Genomic DNA, 16,200 nt, shown 5'->3' with positions numbered 1-16,200 from the left:
AGATGCCCCCTAGACCTATGCCAAGTAGCAGCCGCATCGCAAGGAATAAGGTGAAAAAACACTCCACCAGCCGCAGCCGACCCGGAACTCTCGATACCGTCGCTACCACCACCGCCGCAGGAACGCTCGCGCTCATCCTGACAGCGTCAGCCTGTGCAGGGCCGACCAAGGAGTACGAGACTCCGGGATCACTCTGTGGGGTCAAAGTCCCGTCGAGCCTCTTGGAGCCCATGCTGCCGCCAGGGAATGAGCTGTCCACTCAGCCCGTCTCGGCGGATGGAGTAGAGCGCTGCTACCTCGACGTCGACGGCAATCCGGCTTTCGCCGCCTCTATTCAATGGTGGAAGGGAGAGGATGCCACATTGGCCTGGATCGCGAAGGGCGAAATCGGCGTCGACCCATTCGACAAAATGACACCGGACAATCGATACATCTATTCAAGCACTGGAGCCGTCGGCCGCGTGGCCTGCCCAGAGGAAAAGAGAACTGGCGAGAAGGTCTTCGTGTCGCTGCGCACCGACTCTGGTGCAACGAAGTCGAGGGAAGGCGGCACTCCAACCGAGTCACAGATGGAGAAGCTCATTATCGCCTTCAGTGAATCCGTGCCAGCGTCAGGTAAATGCAAGGAGGGCTGAGCCCACGCGGGGCGATGGGACCGAGTTGTTCGGGGGCGGTGAAGGCGACGTCAGAGAACCCGGAGGCACACGAGGCGTCGGCGGCGTCCTTCATCGTGCAGACAAGGCTCTTGCCGAAGCCGCCCGGCTGATCGCCGGCTGATGGCTGGGGGGTTCCCCAGGGCAAGAGCGTCTGGGGCAAGCACGTCACGGAGAACCTCCGGTGCTCTGGTGAGGCTGACGGCGCGTGCCTGCCAGGGATCTCCGAGGCCAGTCGACAAGGCATCGGAGATCGGGGACGGCATCGCCGACGGGGCGAAGGAGCTGCGCAGCGCCTTCAACCCGTTCGACTAGCGGGGGAAAGACATGCACACGACCATCAGCCCGTTCACGCTCGCGTACTGGAGGGAGAAACAGCCCGCCGGACGCACCAAGTTCGGGTGGCAGGGCACTTCTCCAGAGCTCGGCGACATCCAGGTGGTGTACCCGGTGGGTCGGGACGTGCCGAACGCGATCGTCACGGAGGTGCGCGGAGGTCTGATCCCCACGGCCACGTGCGGGACGCGTGGCACGCACACAGACATTGTGTCGATGCCGACCCTGAACCGCGCGATACTTCGGTTGGGCGACGGGCTCGTGCGGATGACCCGGAACCGGTGGGCGCCGACCCACCGGGGGCGCTCCCTGCACATGACGTATCTGGGCGATGCGTACAGGGTCACAGCGATCAACCGCCGGGCGTACGAGCTGTCCCGGCAGCCCGACGGCGAGGACCCCGGTGTCGTTATCACGGTGCGGCAATCCGGCCTCGGAAGCGGCAGACGAGTAACCGTGCAGGCGCCAGGCCAGGTCCTGCCCGCCGACGTGGCCCTTGCGGCTCTCTTCTCCGGAGTCGACCGGTCCGTGCTCACGCGGCGCGGCGCCGTACGGGCAGGCTTCTCGAGGATCTTCGGCTTCTGGGCCGAGTCCCAGTCTTGAGAGACCACAAAGGGCGTGCAGATCTTCAACACGCGTTCTTGATCTTGCTTCAGGTGAGCGCGGCTGATGGTCATGGCGGTGACGCCGAAGAGTCGGCCGAAGAGGTCCAAGGCAGGGCACGTCAATCCCACTTACGGGACGGCGAGCCGGGAGAAGGAGCAGTGAAGTCAGGCATGGCGCGTACAGCGATGGTTCGGTGGACGGCGTGGATAGCGGGGGTGCTGGTTTTAGGACTGCTGGCGGCCTGGATTTGGTGGCGGGAGAGCCACACGGCAGCCCGCTGGCGCTTCGAGGACGCTATGGAGGCCTACTGCGGGGGCCTGCTGGCCTACGAGAAGAGCTCTCTGTTCGAGGGCATGTCGCCCCGTATGGAGCTGCCGCACGATTACGACCTCGGCCCGGATGCGCACTACTGCCTATTGGGTGGGTTCACGGGTACCGAGGTGACCGTGGCGCGGCTGGGTCCCGATCAATACCAGTTCAGGGACGTGGGGCGGCGGCTTCTGCCGCCCTTCAGAGGCAGCCTGCTGCCCGTGCCGCTGACCGGTGGGTGGCGGGGGGCAGCCGACGGCAAATCAGTAGGGGTCCTGCTCAGCTGCCGGGGCAAGGAGGACTTCGTCTCCGTCACGGTCGGCTCGTACCGCCGCCAGAACGGCTCCGACGAGGAGGAGGTGCGGCAGAAGCAGATGAACGGGTGGCTCGACGCCGACCTGTACTGGGCCCGGTTCGCCACGGCGACGGCCGTCAAAGCCGCGGCGCGCTGGGACTGCAAGGCCGAGGAGGGTGAGGTCCTGCGAACTCTGCCCCCGGTCACCGGGCCTGAGGAGACCATAGGCGCGAACGGCACCTGCGCAGGCCTGCCCTTCACCCGTGACAAGCGGCTGGACACGATCCACGAGACGGTGGCCAGCGGCAGCGCTCTCTACGAGCGATGCGAAGTTGAGGCTTCGCATTACTTCGACGACCGTTATACCTTCTCCGCGCGTTTCGGGCCGTCCGCGCCGCGCAAGCGGGATCAGGACATGTCGCACGACATCCGGGAGAACGCCGGAGCTGACGGCAACGCCTTGTGGGCGAGCGCTCGCTGCCCCGGCGACACGGAGCGCGCCTTGTTCACCGGCTACGTGCCGCCTGAGGCAGCAACGGTGTGGCTGCCAGGAGAAAAGGGCAAGGAGACCTTCGGGCTGCCGGCGTTCCGGGAGTTCGCGGAGCGGTCGGCCAAACGTCACGGCTGCACGGACCTACGCCTGCCGACGGTGAAGCGAGGCGCCGTCGATGGGCGGCGCCAGTAGGGCAGTGCAGAGCGTGACAGCGCGACCGCAAGCGACAGACCCCGCTGCCCTGCGACCGGGGCCGTCGCTTCAAGGTTGGTGCCTGTATACGCCAGAGGCGCTGGGGGCGGCGTTGATCATCAGCCTGGATCAGATGGTGATGCCTGCCCTCGCAGCGATCCGGGTGAGGCGTGGGTTGCTCCGCTTGTGCAGCGACGTGAGCACGCGTACGAGCTCCAAGCTCGTGGGGTGCACAGCGGCCATCTCGGGAGCCGAGGCCCACGCTTCCTCAAGGGATTCGAGGGCAGCGTCCTGGTCCCCGAGAGCCAGCTGGGAGCGTCCGAAGTTCATGTAGAGGGGCGCTACGCGGGTGGGCGGGAGCGAGTGGCCGCCCCGGATGAGGTCATCAGCTGTGCTCAGTGCCGTGCGGTGCTGCTCCATGTCCGACGCGGTGGAGATGACGTGCGTGGCCGTGTTCTCCGGGCCGAAGTGGAGGCCGTGCACGGCGATGTCCGACGGGAACTCATCCGCCACGCGCCAGGCTGCTGCGAGGTGCCGGTTCATCGTCTGCTTGTCTTTCAAGCGGCCGGCCAAGGTCAAACCACGCAGGTGAAGGATGCCGAGCCCGAAAGCCCGTTCGTGGCCACCGAGCACTGACTCGGCTGCGACAACCGCTCGGTCGACGATGGCGAGGCCTCCGGCGAAATCACCTGAGTTGAGGAACGTGCCGGCTTCATCCCGCGCGGCGACGATCGCGGCGATGGGATCCGCTCGTTCGGCCGCGAGGCGTTGCTTCATCGTGGCCAGCTCGGCGAGGTGCATCCACCGATGCCGAGCAGCGAGCCAATACACCACGCCGTAGATGTCGGCCACGAGAGTCCACGCGGCGGGCGAACCCGCCGCGTGGGCGTGATTGGTGGCCTCGGTGAGTACCCTCGGCAGCCGTTCGAGCACCTTCGACAGTTCGGAGTCCCACCGAAGCCGATTCAGGTCATCCACCTCGCGTGGGAGCCGATCAGGAAGATCGGGCCGATCCCCTGGAAGATCGAAGCGTCGAATCGCGTGATTCAAAGCGGACAGATTCTCTTCCGGCGCGCTTCCCAGCATCTGGGCAAGGGTGAGGCCCATTGCCCTTGCGAGCGACGCGGCTACGCCCTGAGTCAAGACTCGGTCGCCGACCTCGACCTTGCTGAGAAGCGAGACCGACACGCCTGCCTTCTGAGCCAGTGCTACCTGGCTCAGACCACGTCCCTTGCGGATGGACGCGACACGGCTACCGGGGCCCGGGACGCTTGTGCCGTTCATGCCCTTCATGCTTCCACTGTGGCGTGGTTGATGCCTGCCGACTGTGCAAGAAGTGTGCAAGTCACCTGCCGTGAAGATCGGTTGACTTGACGTAACAAGCCCCGGCGACCGTGTCAGCGGCCCCGGGGCGTGGTCCACCAGCTTCTGAGGAGCTGATGCACATGAACAAGCGCATCGCCCGCACCCTCGAACTACCGTTCCGACCTTTACTGCTCGCTGTTGCGTCGCACACGGCGTGGGCGGCCCACCGGACGCCTACTGGGCGCATCAGCCTGGAGGGGTTGCTGGTGCCCGAGGCCGGAGTGGAACGGTGACCGCGGTCGCGCGCCTGCGACTCTTGCCGTGGGCCGGCTCGGAGGGGCAACGGTGCTATCTGTGTCCTCCGACGATCCGTGCAGTCGTCTGAACAGGCTGGCAGACGAGCTGGAGGCAGCGCAGTTGGACACCGGAGCAGTGGTCCTGGAGCAGGCCCGGGAAGTGCTGGTCGATCCGGAGGCAACTGTGCGGGAGCTGCGGTGGCTTTCGCTGCGGCTTTGCCAGTCATTGGACGACACGCTGCGGGTGGCAGAAAGCCGGGGCGGACGGCTGCCAGTCCCCGGAGACCGCACGATGAGCTCCGGAGCAGCTGAGGAGTTGCAGCGGTGAGCGCAGGGGAGGAACGCGGGCGTCATCGGATGACATTGCGCGTGTACCGAGCGGATCAGGACGGCGAGGCAGTCGAGGAGCGTGCCCGGGTCATCGTGGTCAGCGGGCCGGAGACGCCGCTGCCACAGCGCATGGTCTATCCGCCGTGCCGCTGTCCCCGCTGCCGCCATACGCCTTGACGTTGGCTCAGTAGAGGAAAAGGGCAGGGTGGGCGCCTCCCGCGCGTGCCCACCCTGTTGCTATGCGTACCGCTCAGCTCTTGGTAGTAGTCAACAGCCTTCTTGTCGCTGGCCGCGTAAGCGGGAGACGCCTCGCGCACCGCGGGCAATGCCGTTGAGAGCCGTGTGTGCGTCGGTGAGGTCAGTTGTGGCGATAAAGCCGCTGACAGCGACGAGCACCCGGGCGACTGAGCTGTGCTTGTTGGGCAACTGCCTTGTACGCGGCGTAGCGTGGTCAGCAGGACGGACCTTCGCGTGGGGGTGGTCATGCAGTTCCACGAGGAACCCAGCATTGGAGACCGCGTCGCCCGGCTGCGTATGCGCCGGAAGCTGACACAAGAAGGGCTCGCCGAGAGAGCCGGGCTGTCCGTCGACGTCATCCGCAAGCTCGAGCAAGGCGTACGTCAGACCGCTCGGCTCACGACACTCAACGCCCTCGCCCGAGCCTTGGACGTAGAGCCGTCAACCCTGGTCGCTCAACCCACCACCTTTGAGGTGCGATCCGACGACGAACAGCCTTCTGTTCTGGCACTGCGCCAGGCCGTCTCACCGGTCTCCGACTTGCTGGGCCAGGAATCCGACCCCGAGGAAGCGCCGACCGTCGCGCAGCTGCGGGCCTCTCTGCAGTCCACGGAACGGATCCGCCGTGAAGGACGCATGGGCGAGATCGGTCTGATGCACAAGGAAGACGCGGCCTTCACCGCACTTGAGCGCTCCATGCAAGCGGCCCGCGAAGGGGATGATCCTCACCTCGTGACGGTTGGCGTCTCCAGCCTGGCCTGGATTTTCACCAAGCAGGGGCGGCTGGCCGACGCCGAGCAGTTGGCGATGACAACCGCCGAGCGCATCGAGACCGGGTTCCGCTCACAGCCCGTCGAGCTCGCCCTCTCGGGCGTTCTCCTGCTGCGCGCGGCAACCGCCGCAGTGCGCAGGAGCGGCGGGACGTCGTACGAGAGCTGCTCAACATGGCCAGTGCCGCAGCGGCGGGAATCGGTGCCGACCGCCTGGACTACGCAACCGTTCCTGGAGACTGAGCGGGAGTGAGTCCTGTCGCCAGAACCCATGCTCAGCCGAACGCCCCGAACGGTGTTGGGCGTTCTGGTCCCCCGCGTTCGCTCCGCGTCCGGCGCGCGCGGATCGTGTCCGTGGTCCGGGGATGCGGGGGCGGGTTTCCTCACGCCCGCGGGTGCCCGAGGGGGCCTGGACGGTCCGATGCCCCGCACGATCGCTCTGGTCGTGCGGGGGCGGTGCCGTCCGTCGCCGGATCGGGTGCCCGAGGGCGCGCCTGCCGATCGCGATGCTCGCGGCATCGTGACGGGTCATGCTTCGTTTGGTGCTGGTGAGGGGCTTCTGCCAGTGCTGGGCGCCCCACTTGGAGGTGTAGGCCGGGTCCACGGCCACGATTGCGAGACCCTGCTCGGCGGCCATGGAGACGAGGCGGGCCTTGAGCCTGCCGGTGGGCATGCCGGAGATCAGCTGCCGGAACTGCTTGCGGCGCCCGTGTTTCTCGCGGGTTTTCTCCGCTTGGAAGTCGAGGTCCTCGATGCCGATCGCGGCCACACCGCGCCGCCTGGCCCAGTGCAGCAGGCGGGTGATCGCGTGCCGGACCTGGGCGTCACGGCAATCGGCGGTACCGGTCAGGTCGAAGAAGAAGCGCTGCGGGTTGCCGACGGGGTTGCCGTGCCGGTCGAGTTCGTAGGCGGCGAAGTGGTCGGCGTTGGTGTCCACACCGACCATGCCCTGGACGCGGGCTGCGTCCAGCGGCATCGTCTTGACAACGGGGCGCTGCCAGGACGCGGTGAGGTACCAGCGGTCGCGGTCTGTGTCGTAATGGATGCGGTAGGCGACGGCGCGGTCGGCGGTGACACGGTCGGCCCATTCGCTGCCCCGGTGCTTGAACTGCACGCGGCCGGTGAGCGTGTACCGGCCGTTTCCGGTGTTCGCGTACCCGGTGAGCGGGGCGGGCAGTTTGATGCTGATCTCGCCGTCGGGGGTGACGCGGATGGTCTCGTTGCCGAATCTTTTGCCGGACTCTCCGTCCGCCGCGAGGAACCTACGCCCGGTCCCCCACCGCTGCCGCCACTCGGCCTCGGTCAGCCCGGCGGCGTCGAGGTTGTGGCGGGTGTTCAGCAGACGCTTCCCACCCCGTACGACATGCACGCGCCCGGTGTCACGGTCCGCCCGCTCCCGCTCCAGACGGTCGCTGAGAACGTGCAGGCGGCGGGACTTGGCGAACCACTCCTGCTTGCTGCGGTAGCCGCCCGGCGCCCGCTTGGTGCCTTGCTCCCCAATCGGCTGGGACAGCCGGTGCGTCAGCGTGCGCACGCCCGCTTCCAGGGACTGGATGTGCGCGAGCTGGCAGCGGCGGGCCAGCGCCCACTGGTCGTGCGTGGCCTTCGTGATCGACCCGGCCCAGCGGGAGGACGACTCGCAGGTCAGGTCCCGTTTACGCTCGGCCCACCGCTCACTGTCGTGTTCTAGCCCCGCCGCGCAGCGGGCCTTCAGGTCACGAGAGGCCAGCGAACCCAGATGGTCACCGACCAGGCGCAACACCTCCTCGTCCCCGGCCGTCAGTTGCTTGAGCCGGTCCCGGATCGCGACGCCCGAAGGGCCGGGGACCACGAACGCAGCCGCAACCTCCCGCAGCCCACCCACTCCATCCCCCTCCCCGCGAACCGAAGACCTTCCATCACATCCAACGACCGCCACACGCAAAGGTCACACACTCGATCGGCGAACACATGATTCCCTCCGGGATCACGAGCTTCATGACCGAGACGCTCACTCAAACACGCCACAACACACTCACACGCAGTCGACGGGCAGCAGGTCCCAACCCCATTCGGGCCGACCAACATGGGCGTGGCGAAGGTCAACTTCCTGGTGGAGATGGGTGAGAGCGCGGACGCCTTGCGTACCGCCCGCACCATCCCTGATCTTGGCTCCCTGCCTCCCACCTGGCACGCCCGTTTCCACGTCGATTGCGCACTCGCCGGCGCGGGCCTCAACCAGGACGACGCTGCGCTACGTGCCCTGCTCACGGCCGAGCGAACAGCACCTGAATGGATGCGCTATCACTCCACCAGTCGGCGCCTTGTCTCGGAGCTCCGTGGGAGGGAACGGCGTCGTACGTCATCTCTCACGGAACTCGCCGACAGGCTCGGCATCGACGGCTAGGACAACACGTCCCAGCCGCCGCGTGGAGTGGCACATGGCGTCACTGTGCGTCGGCCTCTGCTCGCCCTAGCGTTGCAGCGCCGTCGAAGGCGACGGCTCCCCAGCCGTGCGACCGGCTCGGGGCCAAGGACCTGGAGGCAGCCGCGTCATGCGAGCAGAACGAAGGCAGAGCACCCGACTCCTCCCCTGGAGCGGCACCGACGGCAAGCCCTGTGTCCTCATCACCGACGACCACGGTGGCTACATCTCCCGTCTCGCCGACAACATCGAGTCCGTGCAGCTCGGTATGGGCAACGAACTACTGGCGCACGCGGTGGATTTGCTGGATGACCACAAGCTCGGATCCAGCGAACTCCGATACCTGTCCGCCCGGCTGAGCGAAGCGCTTCGTGACGCCCTCCGTATCGCCGAGAGCCGGGGAGCCCGTCTGTCGGACTGACCATCACCCGTGATGGCCAACGATCTGCGACGCCAGGAGGGCGGTCTCGACGCTGAACAGTGGCTCACATCCGTGGACGCAGCGGCGTCGCGCCACCAGGCACGTTCGTCCTATCAGGCGATCACTGTCACAGACTCATCTTGGTGCGGGAACGCGGAAGGGTGGGCACCTCCCGCGCGTGCCCACCCTGTTGCTATGCGTACCGCTCAGCTCTTAGTAGTAGCCGGCAGCCTTCTTGTCGCCGGCGGCGTAGGCGGGAGACGCCTCGCGGACCGCGCGGGCGATGCCCTTGAGAGCCTCGTGAATGGCCTTGGTCTCGGCGTCCCACTTCTTGTGAGCGCCGTCCGCCGCGGTCTTGGCCTCACCTTCGAAGGTGTTGGAGACGCCCTGGATCTTCTTCTGGATGGCGTCGAGGGCCTCGTCCAGGCTCTTTGCCTGCTTCTCGATGGTGGTAGCGGCCTGCTCCAGCGAGGTGTAGGTAACGACCATAGTGTCGTCGTACGGCTGTGTCACGGGTCCTCCAAGTGCCGTTGGTACGGAATGTATCTGTGTGTTGGCTTACTGCGGGATTGCGTACGTGCTCGTCAGTAGCCGGCGATGTTCGACTTCGCCTTGGCCTCAGCGGTCGCGTCGCCCGAGAAGCCCGCGGTCACGTCGACACCACGGAGAGCTGCCTCGATATCGGCATCGGTGCCGCTGGCGGTCGTACGGGTGACCTGGATCGCTTCCTGGAAGTTGAGCAGGAGCTTCGAGATGCGCACCATGCCCTCGTTGATCTCGGTCTGCTTCTTGTTGAAGGCGCCGGCGCCGATGCCCTTCCAGTGACCTTCGAGGCTGTCGATGACGCCCTGAAGGTTCTTCAGCTGTCCCTTGCAGCTCTCGAACTGGATGCTGATCTGATCCTGGAAATCCTTGAGACTCTGATCGCCGACCTTCTGGACTGCCATGTGTCCATCTCCCTTTCTTGGGTTCTCATTGAGCTGCGTTTGTGCCGGCCGGCACGCACGCACGGATGGTCTGTTGGGACCGTTGGGCTCTGGTACGGGAGCGCACCGCCGCCATCAGGCGGTGCGCCGCCGACGGACTACGGCGAAGGCCACTCCCCCGAGGACCACGACGACTGCGGCCCCGCCGAGGATGAGCCCCAACTGGCTGCCGTCCTCGGACTTCTTGCTGGAGCCTGCCACGACTGCATCGCCTCCGGGCTTACCGCTGGGAGCCTGTGACGAACCTGGTGCAGAGGGGGCCGGTGAGGCGGATGAGGCGGGTGAGCCGCCGGTCCTCTTGTTGGTGAGAGGGCTGATGTTGGCGTCGCCGGGCTTGCCGAGGCCGCGGGTGATGTGGGCGTTGGGGCGGACGACACCATGGCCGTAGTACTCACTGCGGCCGGTCTTGTTGCCGTCCTCCCCTGCGCCGGCGCTTTCGAACATGACGCGGAGGACCTGGTTGGCGGTCCAGTCGGGGTGGGCGGACCAGATCAGCGCTGCGGTGGCGGAGGCGAGGGCCGTGGCCGCGCTTGTGCCGCCGTCGCCGTCGCAGTAGCGGGTGAAGCTCTTGTCGCACCAGTATGGGATGTCGTTGCCCGGCGCGGCGATATCCACGAAGTCGCCGTGCTGGGAGTAGTCAGCTACCTGACCTTCGCGATCAGAGGCAGCAACACCGACGACCTCTGGGAAGTTGGCGGGATATTCAGGCTTATTGCCCTGCTTGGCGGTGTTTCCAACAGCAGCAAAGAATAGCTTTCCTTTGCTCTCCGCGTACTTCACCGCCTCCTCCATCTTGTAGTCCCCAAATTCGGCACCCCACGACATGCTGATGATTTGTGCATCACTGTCTGCAGCAGCCCTGATAGCAGTCGCTTCATCCCAGGCATTCACCTTATACTTCTTCGCGAATTCCCCATCTGCGACTCTCACAGGAACGATCTGAGCATCGGGTGCCAGGCCGCGCAGACCACCACCCTGCCCTGTCCCCGCGATAAGTTCGGCGATGGTTGTGCCATGCCCGTTGTAATCGTCTGTTGCTTCCCCGGGCGCGTCTGTGGCATCGGTTCCCTCGAGAACTCGACCCTTCAACGAAGGCGTAGAGGGGTTGACGCCTGAGTCGATGACAGCGACCTTGATGCCCTTGCCAGTGGCCTTCTTCCAGATCTCGTCGGCGCCCATCGCATCCAGATACCACTGCTTCGATTGCACATCTGCAGCGACGGCCGCCGGAGCCGTACCTGCCACGGCGAAGGACCAGGCGCCGACCAGGGCCAGCACGTATGTGAGGCCCCGCCGGGCGGGGCGTCGCCACGCCCGGCTCGTTCCTGCTGTCATCGTGACTTCCGAACCTTCCCTGTGCCTAGTCGATCACTGGCGGTACAGCACCGCGCCGTCGGGATGCCCACGTCTCTTCGTCTTCCGTCAGGTAGTCCGGACGCACGGACCTGCCGCGCTCCTGCTCCTCATCACGGGACTGCTGCTTGCGCGGAGTTCCGACGACTCCGTTAGTGCTGGGGGTTCCCCTCCCAGTGGGGCGCTGCGCGCGGTTCCCAGGATTGGCCCCGATGACTCCGGACTGGCTTGGTCTCGCCGCAGAAGCACGCCCCTGAGCAGCCCCTTCAGCGCCGATCACGGTTCCGCGAGGGATACGTGACCCGGCAGAGCCCGTCGTGGGTCGCTGAGGCGTACCTCCCACAATGGGGGCCGAACGGGCAGTACGAGGTCCACCTGTTGTGCTCGGAGGTGTACGTCCGTAGGCAGGCTGCCCCGGGGTGCCCTGGCGACCGGTGATGGGGCCTTGACCATTCGGGCCCGCAGTCCGACCTGTCGCGGGGCCGGACGTCATGGGCCCGGTCGGCCGGCCTACCGGGCCTTGCCTGCCGGTTGTGGGACCGGACGTCGTGGGCCCCGTCGGTCGGCCCACCGGGTTCTGCCTGCCGGTTGCAGTGGGGTCGTTTCGATAGCCGCTGGGCGTCCGTCCGGGCCCGTCGGATCGTCCAGTTACCGTCGGGCCAACGGGACCACGGCCCGTCCTGGGGAAGTCCGAGGGGCCCCTTCCCCTGGGCCCGTCCCTGCCCACGAGGTTCGGCGGTCCCAGCGGGGGCAGAACCGGAGGGTTCGTGGGGTTGGGCGGGCCAGCGTTCGGCGGGACCACCGGTGCGGGGCCGGGGGTTACGGGGGGAGCAGGCGGCGTCTTGACGGTGTTGATCTCCGTCCGGGTGTCCGGCTCGAGAACGGGCGGGGCTGTGCCGAGACCGTCCGTCCGAGGAACGCCACGTCCCCCACCAACCTCAGACGACGGCAGAGTTGTCGTCGGACTGGCAGCGCCCGCCGCTGCCCCCCCTGATCCCGCTGCGTCAGAATCTACGCGTCGCCCACCACCGTTGTCTGACGGCGGCGGCACCGCCGCCTTCAGCGCCTCCGGGAACTTCGGCGGCTCCTGCGCCAACAAGGACTCCTCCGACACCGCGTAGAACGACGCCAGGCGGTTCATCTGGTTGATGGCCTCCTGGCGGTCCTGCTCCACCTTCAAGGCCTTGACGTACTCCGGATTGTCCTGCGTACGCTCCGGTAGCGCGAAGTCCTTCGCCTGCTTCTGGATCAGCCGATTGTCACGCGGCGGCTTCGAGTTGCGCACCGATGTGAGGCCCTCGCTCGCAACCCTCATCTGCTGGCCGACAGCGTTCGCGAACGTGCCCAGACTGTACGCATACTTAACGAGGTCGCTGCCGTACCTGCCGAACTCGGTGGCCGCTTCACCCTTCCAGTCGACCGCGTCGATCTGCTGTCCAAGCTCCTTCGCGGCCGCGTTGAGCGCCGCCTTGGCCTTCACCAGCGCATCGCCCGCGCCCTCAAGCTCCGCAGGGTTGGAGTTCTCCAGGAGGTCGATCATCGCGTTGAGCTGGGCGTTTTCGAAGCTCGTCTTGCCGAAGATGCCACCCGGGTCGCTGCCGAACCCGACCACCTCCGTGATGCGCTGAAAGACATCAGTGGCGACGAAATTACCCTTGATGCGGGCATCGTCGGCCGTCTGCTGCTGGGTTGCGGCCTGCTCGGGGGTTAGAGGCTTGTTCTTCTCGTCACTCATTAGCGATTACCTCATGTCCTTCGGCAGAGCCTTGTCCTTACTGACGGACTCACCAGGCGCGGCGTTCTTGTCGCCGTACACCTTCTCCTGCTCCTTGCGCTTGTCCTCCAGCTGCGTCTGGATCTGGTGGAAGCGCGCCCGCACGTCCTCGTCCACGTTGTCGAAGCCGACGTCAGCAGCGTGCACAGCGAGGCTCAGCAGCTCGATCTGGTCGCCCAGGGACTTCGAGAGCGTGGTGAGCGCCGTGTGGACCCGGTTGTACTGGGTGAAGAGGCCGTCGGCCTCGCCGAAGGGCAGATTGGCGCCGCTGAAAGAGCCCCGCGAGATGGTCTGGTCAGCGACCTTCTTGCTGCTGCCGGCGCCGCCCTCGAACTCCCCCAGCAGCGTGTTGACGCTGCTCTGAAACTTCTTCAGCGCGCCAACGCCGCGCTCGAAGTCGCTGCTCCCCACGCCCGTTCCTCCCCGTTTGTTACAGCTGTCACAGATTCACACAGTGTGGTCGTCGTGAACGAGTAAGTGACTCATCTGTTACTCATACACTCACACCACTCTAGTCACAGGGTCTGACAGGCCCCAAGTGGGTTCCCTGTCAGGCGACTTCCCTGTCGACTCCCCCACGCGGACACCGACGGCCGGTCCGAACCTACGTGATCACGACCGCCCCCGCTATCCGCTCAAGTACTCATCTTCCCGGCCCCGGTGCCAGCCCCCTCGCCCTCCGTCGTGCGTCGCGCGCCGCCACCGCGCCGCCGCCGATCGCGGCGACCAGGACCGCGCCGCCCACCACGACGTACGTGGCGAGTCGGGCGTTGCGTTCCTCCGGCGTCTCGCCGAAGTGGAGCTCGGCAGGGGTCGGGGCCTTGGCTCCGGTCATGCCCTCGTGGGCGACCGGGGCCTCGATGGGCTTGTCGTCCTCGGTCAGGGCGCGGACCGGGTCGACGACGCCCCAGCCGACGAGGCGGTCCTTGCCCGCGATCGAGCGTTCGGCTGTTTGCTGGATCTGGGCGACGATCTGCTTCTGGGTCCAGTCTTTGTGCTTGGCCTTGATGAGGGCGGCGATGCCCGCGACGTAGGGCGCGGAGAAGCTCGTACCGTTGTCGGCGCAGTGGCCGCCCCCGGGGACCGTGGAGATCATATCCACGCCCGGGGCCGCGACGCCGACGAAATCTCCGGATTGGGAGAACGCCGCGCGTTCGTTGTTGCGGTCGGACGCCGCCACCGCCAGGACACCGGGATACGAGGCCGGGTAGGTCGGCTTGACGTTGCCGCCCAGGCCGTCGTTGCCGGCCGAGGCGACGACGACGACGTTCGCCTCGAGAGCGTCGTCCACGGCCTTCTTCAGCAGCGGAGTGGGTTCCACCGCGTTGGCCGTGTCCTGGGAGATGTTGATGACGTCGGCACCCTCGTCGACGGCGTAGTTGATGGCAGCGGCGAGCGTCTTCGTGGTGCCGCGGCCCTCGGCGTCGTTCTGCTGGATCGGGATGATCGTGGCGCCGGGTGCGAGGCCGACGAAGCCGGTGCCCTTCGCGGGGCGGGCGGCGATGATGCCGGCGACCTTGGTGCCGTGGCCCACGGTGTCCGTGGTGCCGTCCTCCTTGCCGCGTTCGATCTTGTTGCCGTTCGCGTCCTTGGCGTTCGGGTCCATGAGGTTCTTGCCGCTCTTGACGTCCACCGCGCGGGTCAGCTGCGGGTTCCTGACGTCGACGCCCGTGTCGATGACAGCGACCTTCACGCCCTTGCCGGTCGACTGCTCCCACAGCTCGTCCAGCAGGACGCGCTGCAGCGCCCAGGGGGTGCCTTCGTACTTCTTCCCGGGGTAGGTGCACTGGGAGATCCCGTCCGCGGCCGCGGGGGTCACGGGAAGGCCGATGAAGGTGAGCGCCGTCGCGGCCGCAGCCGCCAGCAGACGCGCGGAATGTGTGTACGTCATGCCGTCACGAACCCTGCGGCAGACGCGCGGCGCTGGTCGCCAGGCGCGGGCCCGTCGGCAGGAACGTGGACCAGGCGGCGGGCACGGGCACCGGTTCGACGCTCTTGTACCCGAGCCGGTTCTGGGCCTGCTGGGCCTCTTCCTGCCGCTGCTTCTTCTCCTGCTCCGAGCCGGAGCTGCCGATGCCGGAGTCGTCCGTCGCGCTGTCGCCGTTGGACTGCATCGCGTAGCGCAGGCCCGTGTCGGTGACCAGGAAGAGGAAGCCGCTGTCCGTCGTGGAGCCCTTGACCTGGCGGAAGAGCTGGCCGGAGCCCGGGGTGACGTAGGCGCTGCTGGATCCGGTCGGCAGCGGCGCGGGGAAGTCGGTGCCCGCCCATGTGCTGAGGGTGGTCTTGCCGTCGTCGTCCACCTTACGCAGGACGTTGCAGATGGTGTTGCGGCTGCCTCCGGTGGTGCTCGCCGAGTTGACGGCCTCCGGGGCGAACTCGGGCCAGTTCTTGTCCTGCCCGAACGCCTCGCCCGGCTGGAAGGTGGCGGCGCTGACGGACGTCGCCCGGCCGTCCTGGCCCAGGTCGACCAGGTCCTCGCTGCCGAGCAGGAGCTTCGCCGTGAAGTCGGTGACGGGGGCGACCCGGCCCTTCAGCACGACGTACTGCTGGGTCTTGGTCCCGTCGGTGGCCTTGATGACCATGCCCACCTTGTTCACCTCGTCCTCCAGTCCGGGGACTCCGGCGTTCTGGTTCGGAGTGTCGGGGACCTCGGGGAAGGTGATCTCATCGCCCTTGTCCAGGGTCGCCAGCCAGCCGGCGGAGACCCGCTGGGCGACGCCCTTCTGGCCCACCAGCAGGCGCAGGAGCAGCTGGTCCTTCTTCACGGGATACGCGGTGCCCTCGGCGTCGACGATGTAGCGGGTCTTCGCCGGGCCCGGCCCTTCCACGTAGAGCAGCTCGCCGCCGGTCAGACGGTTCGCCCCCTCGGTCTTGCTCTCCTCGCGCTGGGCGAGGATGAAGGCCGCCTTCTGGATCGCCCTGCCGCCCTCGCCCGGCCGCTCGCAGACGGCCCAGCGCTTGGCGACGCCGGCGTCCTTGGGGTCGGGCAGGCGGTCGGGGGCGTAAGGGATGCCGAGGGTGGCGCCGTGCGGGATCTTGCCGCTGTCGAGCACGGACTCGTCGACGTTGATGACCTTGCCCTTGTCCGGGTCGAGGAGGAGCTTGGCCGACGACATGTTCAGCACCGGGTGGAGCTGTTTCTTGCCGTCCGTCTTCAACACGACGTACCGCGTCGTCGACTTGCTGGCGATGATGACGTTCTCGGCGGGCAAGTCCCAGTTCTTCGGCGCCACCGGCTTGAACATTCCCCAGGCCCCGAAAATCGCGAGAACCACCACACCGACGATCGTTCCGGGCAGGACGGCGCGCAGTGGACGAGGCGCGCCTTCTTCCGAACCGGTCGTGTTGGGCTGCACGAACTGCGCGATCAATCTCCGCTTCGCGAAGGTGTATGCGTTGAGTTCGTCCCGTCGTGATGCCATCTGTCCGCTGTCCCTCTC

The 16,200-nt window shown here is 66.8% G+C and carries 18 protein-coding genes; 9 read left to right on the top strand and 9 right to left on the bottom strand.

Annotation, left to right across the window (positions count from 1 at the left end; translation table 11 throughout):
* Nucleotides 1-221: 221 nt before the first annotated feature.
* From ABT342_RS27880 to ABT342_RS27865, 4 genes are all read left to right on the top strand, one after another.
* Nucleotides 222-635, top strand: coding sequence for a hypothetical protein (locus ABT342_RS27880; protein WP_351579591.1), 414 nt, complete (start codon nucleotides 222-224; stop codon nucleotides 633-635).
* Nucleotides 636-845: 210 nt separating this feature from the next.
* The gene (locus ABT342_RS27875) at nucleotides 846-968 is read left to right on the top strand and encodes a hypothetical protein (protein ID WP_351579589.1); all 123 of its coding nucleotides are present in this window, start codon (nucleotides 846-848) and stop codon (nucleotides 966-968) included.
* Between the two features lie 12 nt (nucleotides 969-980).
* Nucleotides 981-1,592, top strand: coding sequence for a hypothetical protein (locus ABT342_RS27870; protein WP_351579586.1), 612 nt, complete (start codon nucleotides 981-983; stop codon nucleotides 1,590-1,592).
* 173 nt (nucleotides 1,593-1,765) lie between these two features.
* A complete protein-coding gene (locus ABT342_RS27865; protein WP_351579583.1) occupies nucleotides 1,766-2,884 on the top strand; it encodes a hypothetical protein in 1,119 nt (372 codons plus the stop codon).
* A 129-nt stretch (nucleotides 2,885-3,013) separates the two neighbouring features.
* Here ABT342_RS27865 and ABT342_RS27860 read toward each other — a convergent pair whose 3' ends face one another.
* Nucleotides 3,014-4,177: a helix-turn-helix domain-containing protein gene (locus ABT342_RS27860; protein WP_351579580.1), complete on the bottom strand. Its 1,164-nt coding sequence runs from the start codon at nucleotides 4,175-4,177 to the stop codon at nucleotides 3,014-3,016.
* A 152-nt stretch (nucleotides 4,178-4,329) separates the two neighbouring features.
* On the opposite strand from ABT342_RS27860, the gene ABT342_RS27855 reads away from it, so the two are divergent.
* The 3 genes from ABT342_RS27855 (at nucleotide 4,330) to ABT342_RS27845 (ending at nucleotide 6,075) form a co-directional block, all read left to right on the top strand.
* Nucleotides 4,330-4,482 (top strand): hypothetical protein, encoded by a 153-nt coding sequence (locus ABT342_RS27855; RefSeq protein ID WP_351579577.1) that lies wholly within the window; start codon nucleotides 4,330-4,332, stop codon nucleotides 4,480-4,482.
* Between the two features lie 61 nt (nucleotides 4,483-4,543).
* The gene (locus ABT342_RS27850) at nucleotides 4,544-4,813 is read left to right on the top strand and encodes a hypothetical protein (RefSeq protein WP_351579574.1); all 270 of its coding nucleotides are present in this window, start codon (nucleotides 4,544-4,546) and stop codon (nucleotides 4,811-4,813) included.
* Nucleotides 4,814-5,298: 485 nt separating this feature from the next.
* Nucleotides 5,299-6,075, top strand: a complete 777-nt coding sequence (locus ABT342_RS27845; RefSeq protein ID WP_351579570.1) for a helix-turn-helix domain-containing protein — start codon at nucleotides 5,299-5,301, stop codon at nucleotides 6,073-6,075.
* On the opposite strand, the gene ABT342_RS27840 is transcribed toward ABT342_RS27845, so the two are convergent.
* A complete protein-coding gene (locus tag ABT342_RS27840; RefSeq protein WP_351579567.1) occupies nucleotides 5,992-7,686 on the bottom strand; it encodes an IS200/IS605 family accessory protein TnpB-related protein in 1,695 nt (564 codons plus the stop codon). The genes ABT342_RS27845 and ABT342_RS27840 overlap by 84 nt on opposite strands.
* Before the next feature lie 207 nt (nucleotides 7,687-7,893).
* Here ABT342_RS27840 and ABT342_RS27835 point away from each other — a divergent pair, with 207 nt between their 5' ends.
* Complete coding sequence (locus tag ABT342_RS27835; RefSeq protein WP_351579564.1) at nucleotides 7,894-8,208, top strand: hypothetical protein; 315 nt, start codon at nucleotides 7,894-7,896, stop codon at nucleotides 8,206-8,208.
* Nucleotides 8,209-8,356: 148 nt separating this feature from the next.
* The gene (locus ABT342_RS27830; protein WP_351579561.1) at nucleotides 8,357-8,647 is read left to right on the top strand and encodes a hypothetical protein; all 291 of its coding nucleotides are present in this window, start codon (nucleotides 8,357-8,359) and stop codon (nucleotides 8,645-8,647) included.
* Nucleotides 8,648-8,860: 213 nt separating this feature from the next.
* Here the strand turns inward: ABT342_RS27830 and ABT342_RS27825 are convergent, their stop codons facing one another.
* The 7 genes from ABT342_RS27825 to eccB form a co-directional block, all read right to left on the bottom strand.
* Nucleotides 8,861-9,136 (bottom strand): WXG100 family type VII secretion target, encoded by a 276-nt coding sequence (locus tag ABT342_RS27825; RefSeq protein WP_351579558.1) that lies wholly within the window; start codon nucleotides 9,134-9,136, stop codon nucleotides 8,861-8,863.
* A gap of 95 nt (nucleotides 9,137-9,231) precedes the next feature.
* Nucleotides 9,232-9,594 (bottom strand): WXG100 family type VII secretion target, encoded by a 363-nt coding sequence (locus ABT342_RS27820; protein ID WP_351579555.1) that lies wholly within the window; start codon nucleotides 9,592-9,594, stop codon nucleotides 9,232-9,234.
* Between the two features lie 114 nt (nucleotides 9,595-9,708).
* On the bottom strand, nucleotides 9,709-10,968 hold the full coding sequence (locus tag ABT342_RS27815; RefSeq protein ID WP_351579552.1) for a S8 family serine peptidase: 1,260 nt from the start codon (nucleotides 10,966-10,968) through the stop codon (nucleotides 9,709-9,711).
* A gap of 25 nt (nucleotides 10,969-10,993) precedes the next feature.
* Nucleotides 10,994-12,721, bottom strand: a complete 1,728-nt coding sequence (locus tag ABT342_RS27810) for a hypothetical protein (protein WP_351579549.1) — start codon at nucleotides 12,719-12,721, stop codon at nucleotides 10,994-10,996.
* Between the two features lie 6 nt (nucleotides 12,722-12,727).
* The gene (locus tag ABT342_RS27805) at nucleotides 12,728-13,171 is read right to left on the bottom strand and encodes a DUF2563 family protein (protein WP_351579545.1); all 444 of its coding nucleotides are present in this window, start codon (nucleotides 13,169-13,171) and stop codon (nucleotides 12,728-12,730) included.
* Nucleotides 13,172-13,403: 232 nt separating this feature from the next.
* Nucleotides 13,404-14,651 carry a type VII secretion-associated serine protease mycosin gene (mycP, locus tag ABT342_RS27800; RefSeq protein WP_351579542.1) on the bottom strand — a complete coding sequence of 416 codons (1,248 nt, stop codon included), beginning with the start codon at nucleotides 14,649-14,651 and terminating at the stop codon, nucleotides 13,404-13,406.
* A 4-nt stretch (nucleotides 14,652-14,655) separates the two neighbouring features.
* Nucleotides 14,656-16,182 (bottom strand): type VII secretion protein EccB, encoded by a 1,527-nt coding sequence (gene eccB, locus ABT342_RS27795; protein ID WP_351579539.1) that lies wholly within the window; start codon nucleotides 16,180-16,182, stop codon nucleotides 14,656-14,658.
* Nucleotides 16,183-16,200 lie beyond the last annotated feature (18 nt).

This window comes from Streptomyces sp. NPDC000410 (genome assembly GCF_040300305.1).
Taxonomy (GTDB): Bacteria; Actinomycetota; Actinomycetes; order Streptomycetales; family Streptomycetaceae; genus Streptomyces.
The sequence above is the reverse complement of the archived record's forward strand: the minus strand, read 5'-3'. Positions and strand labels throughout refer to the sequence as shown.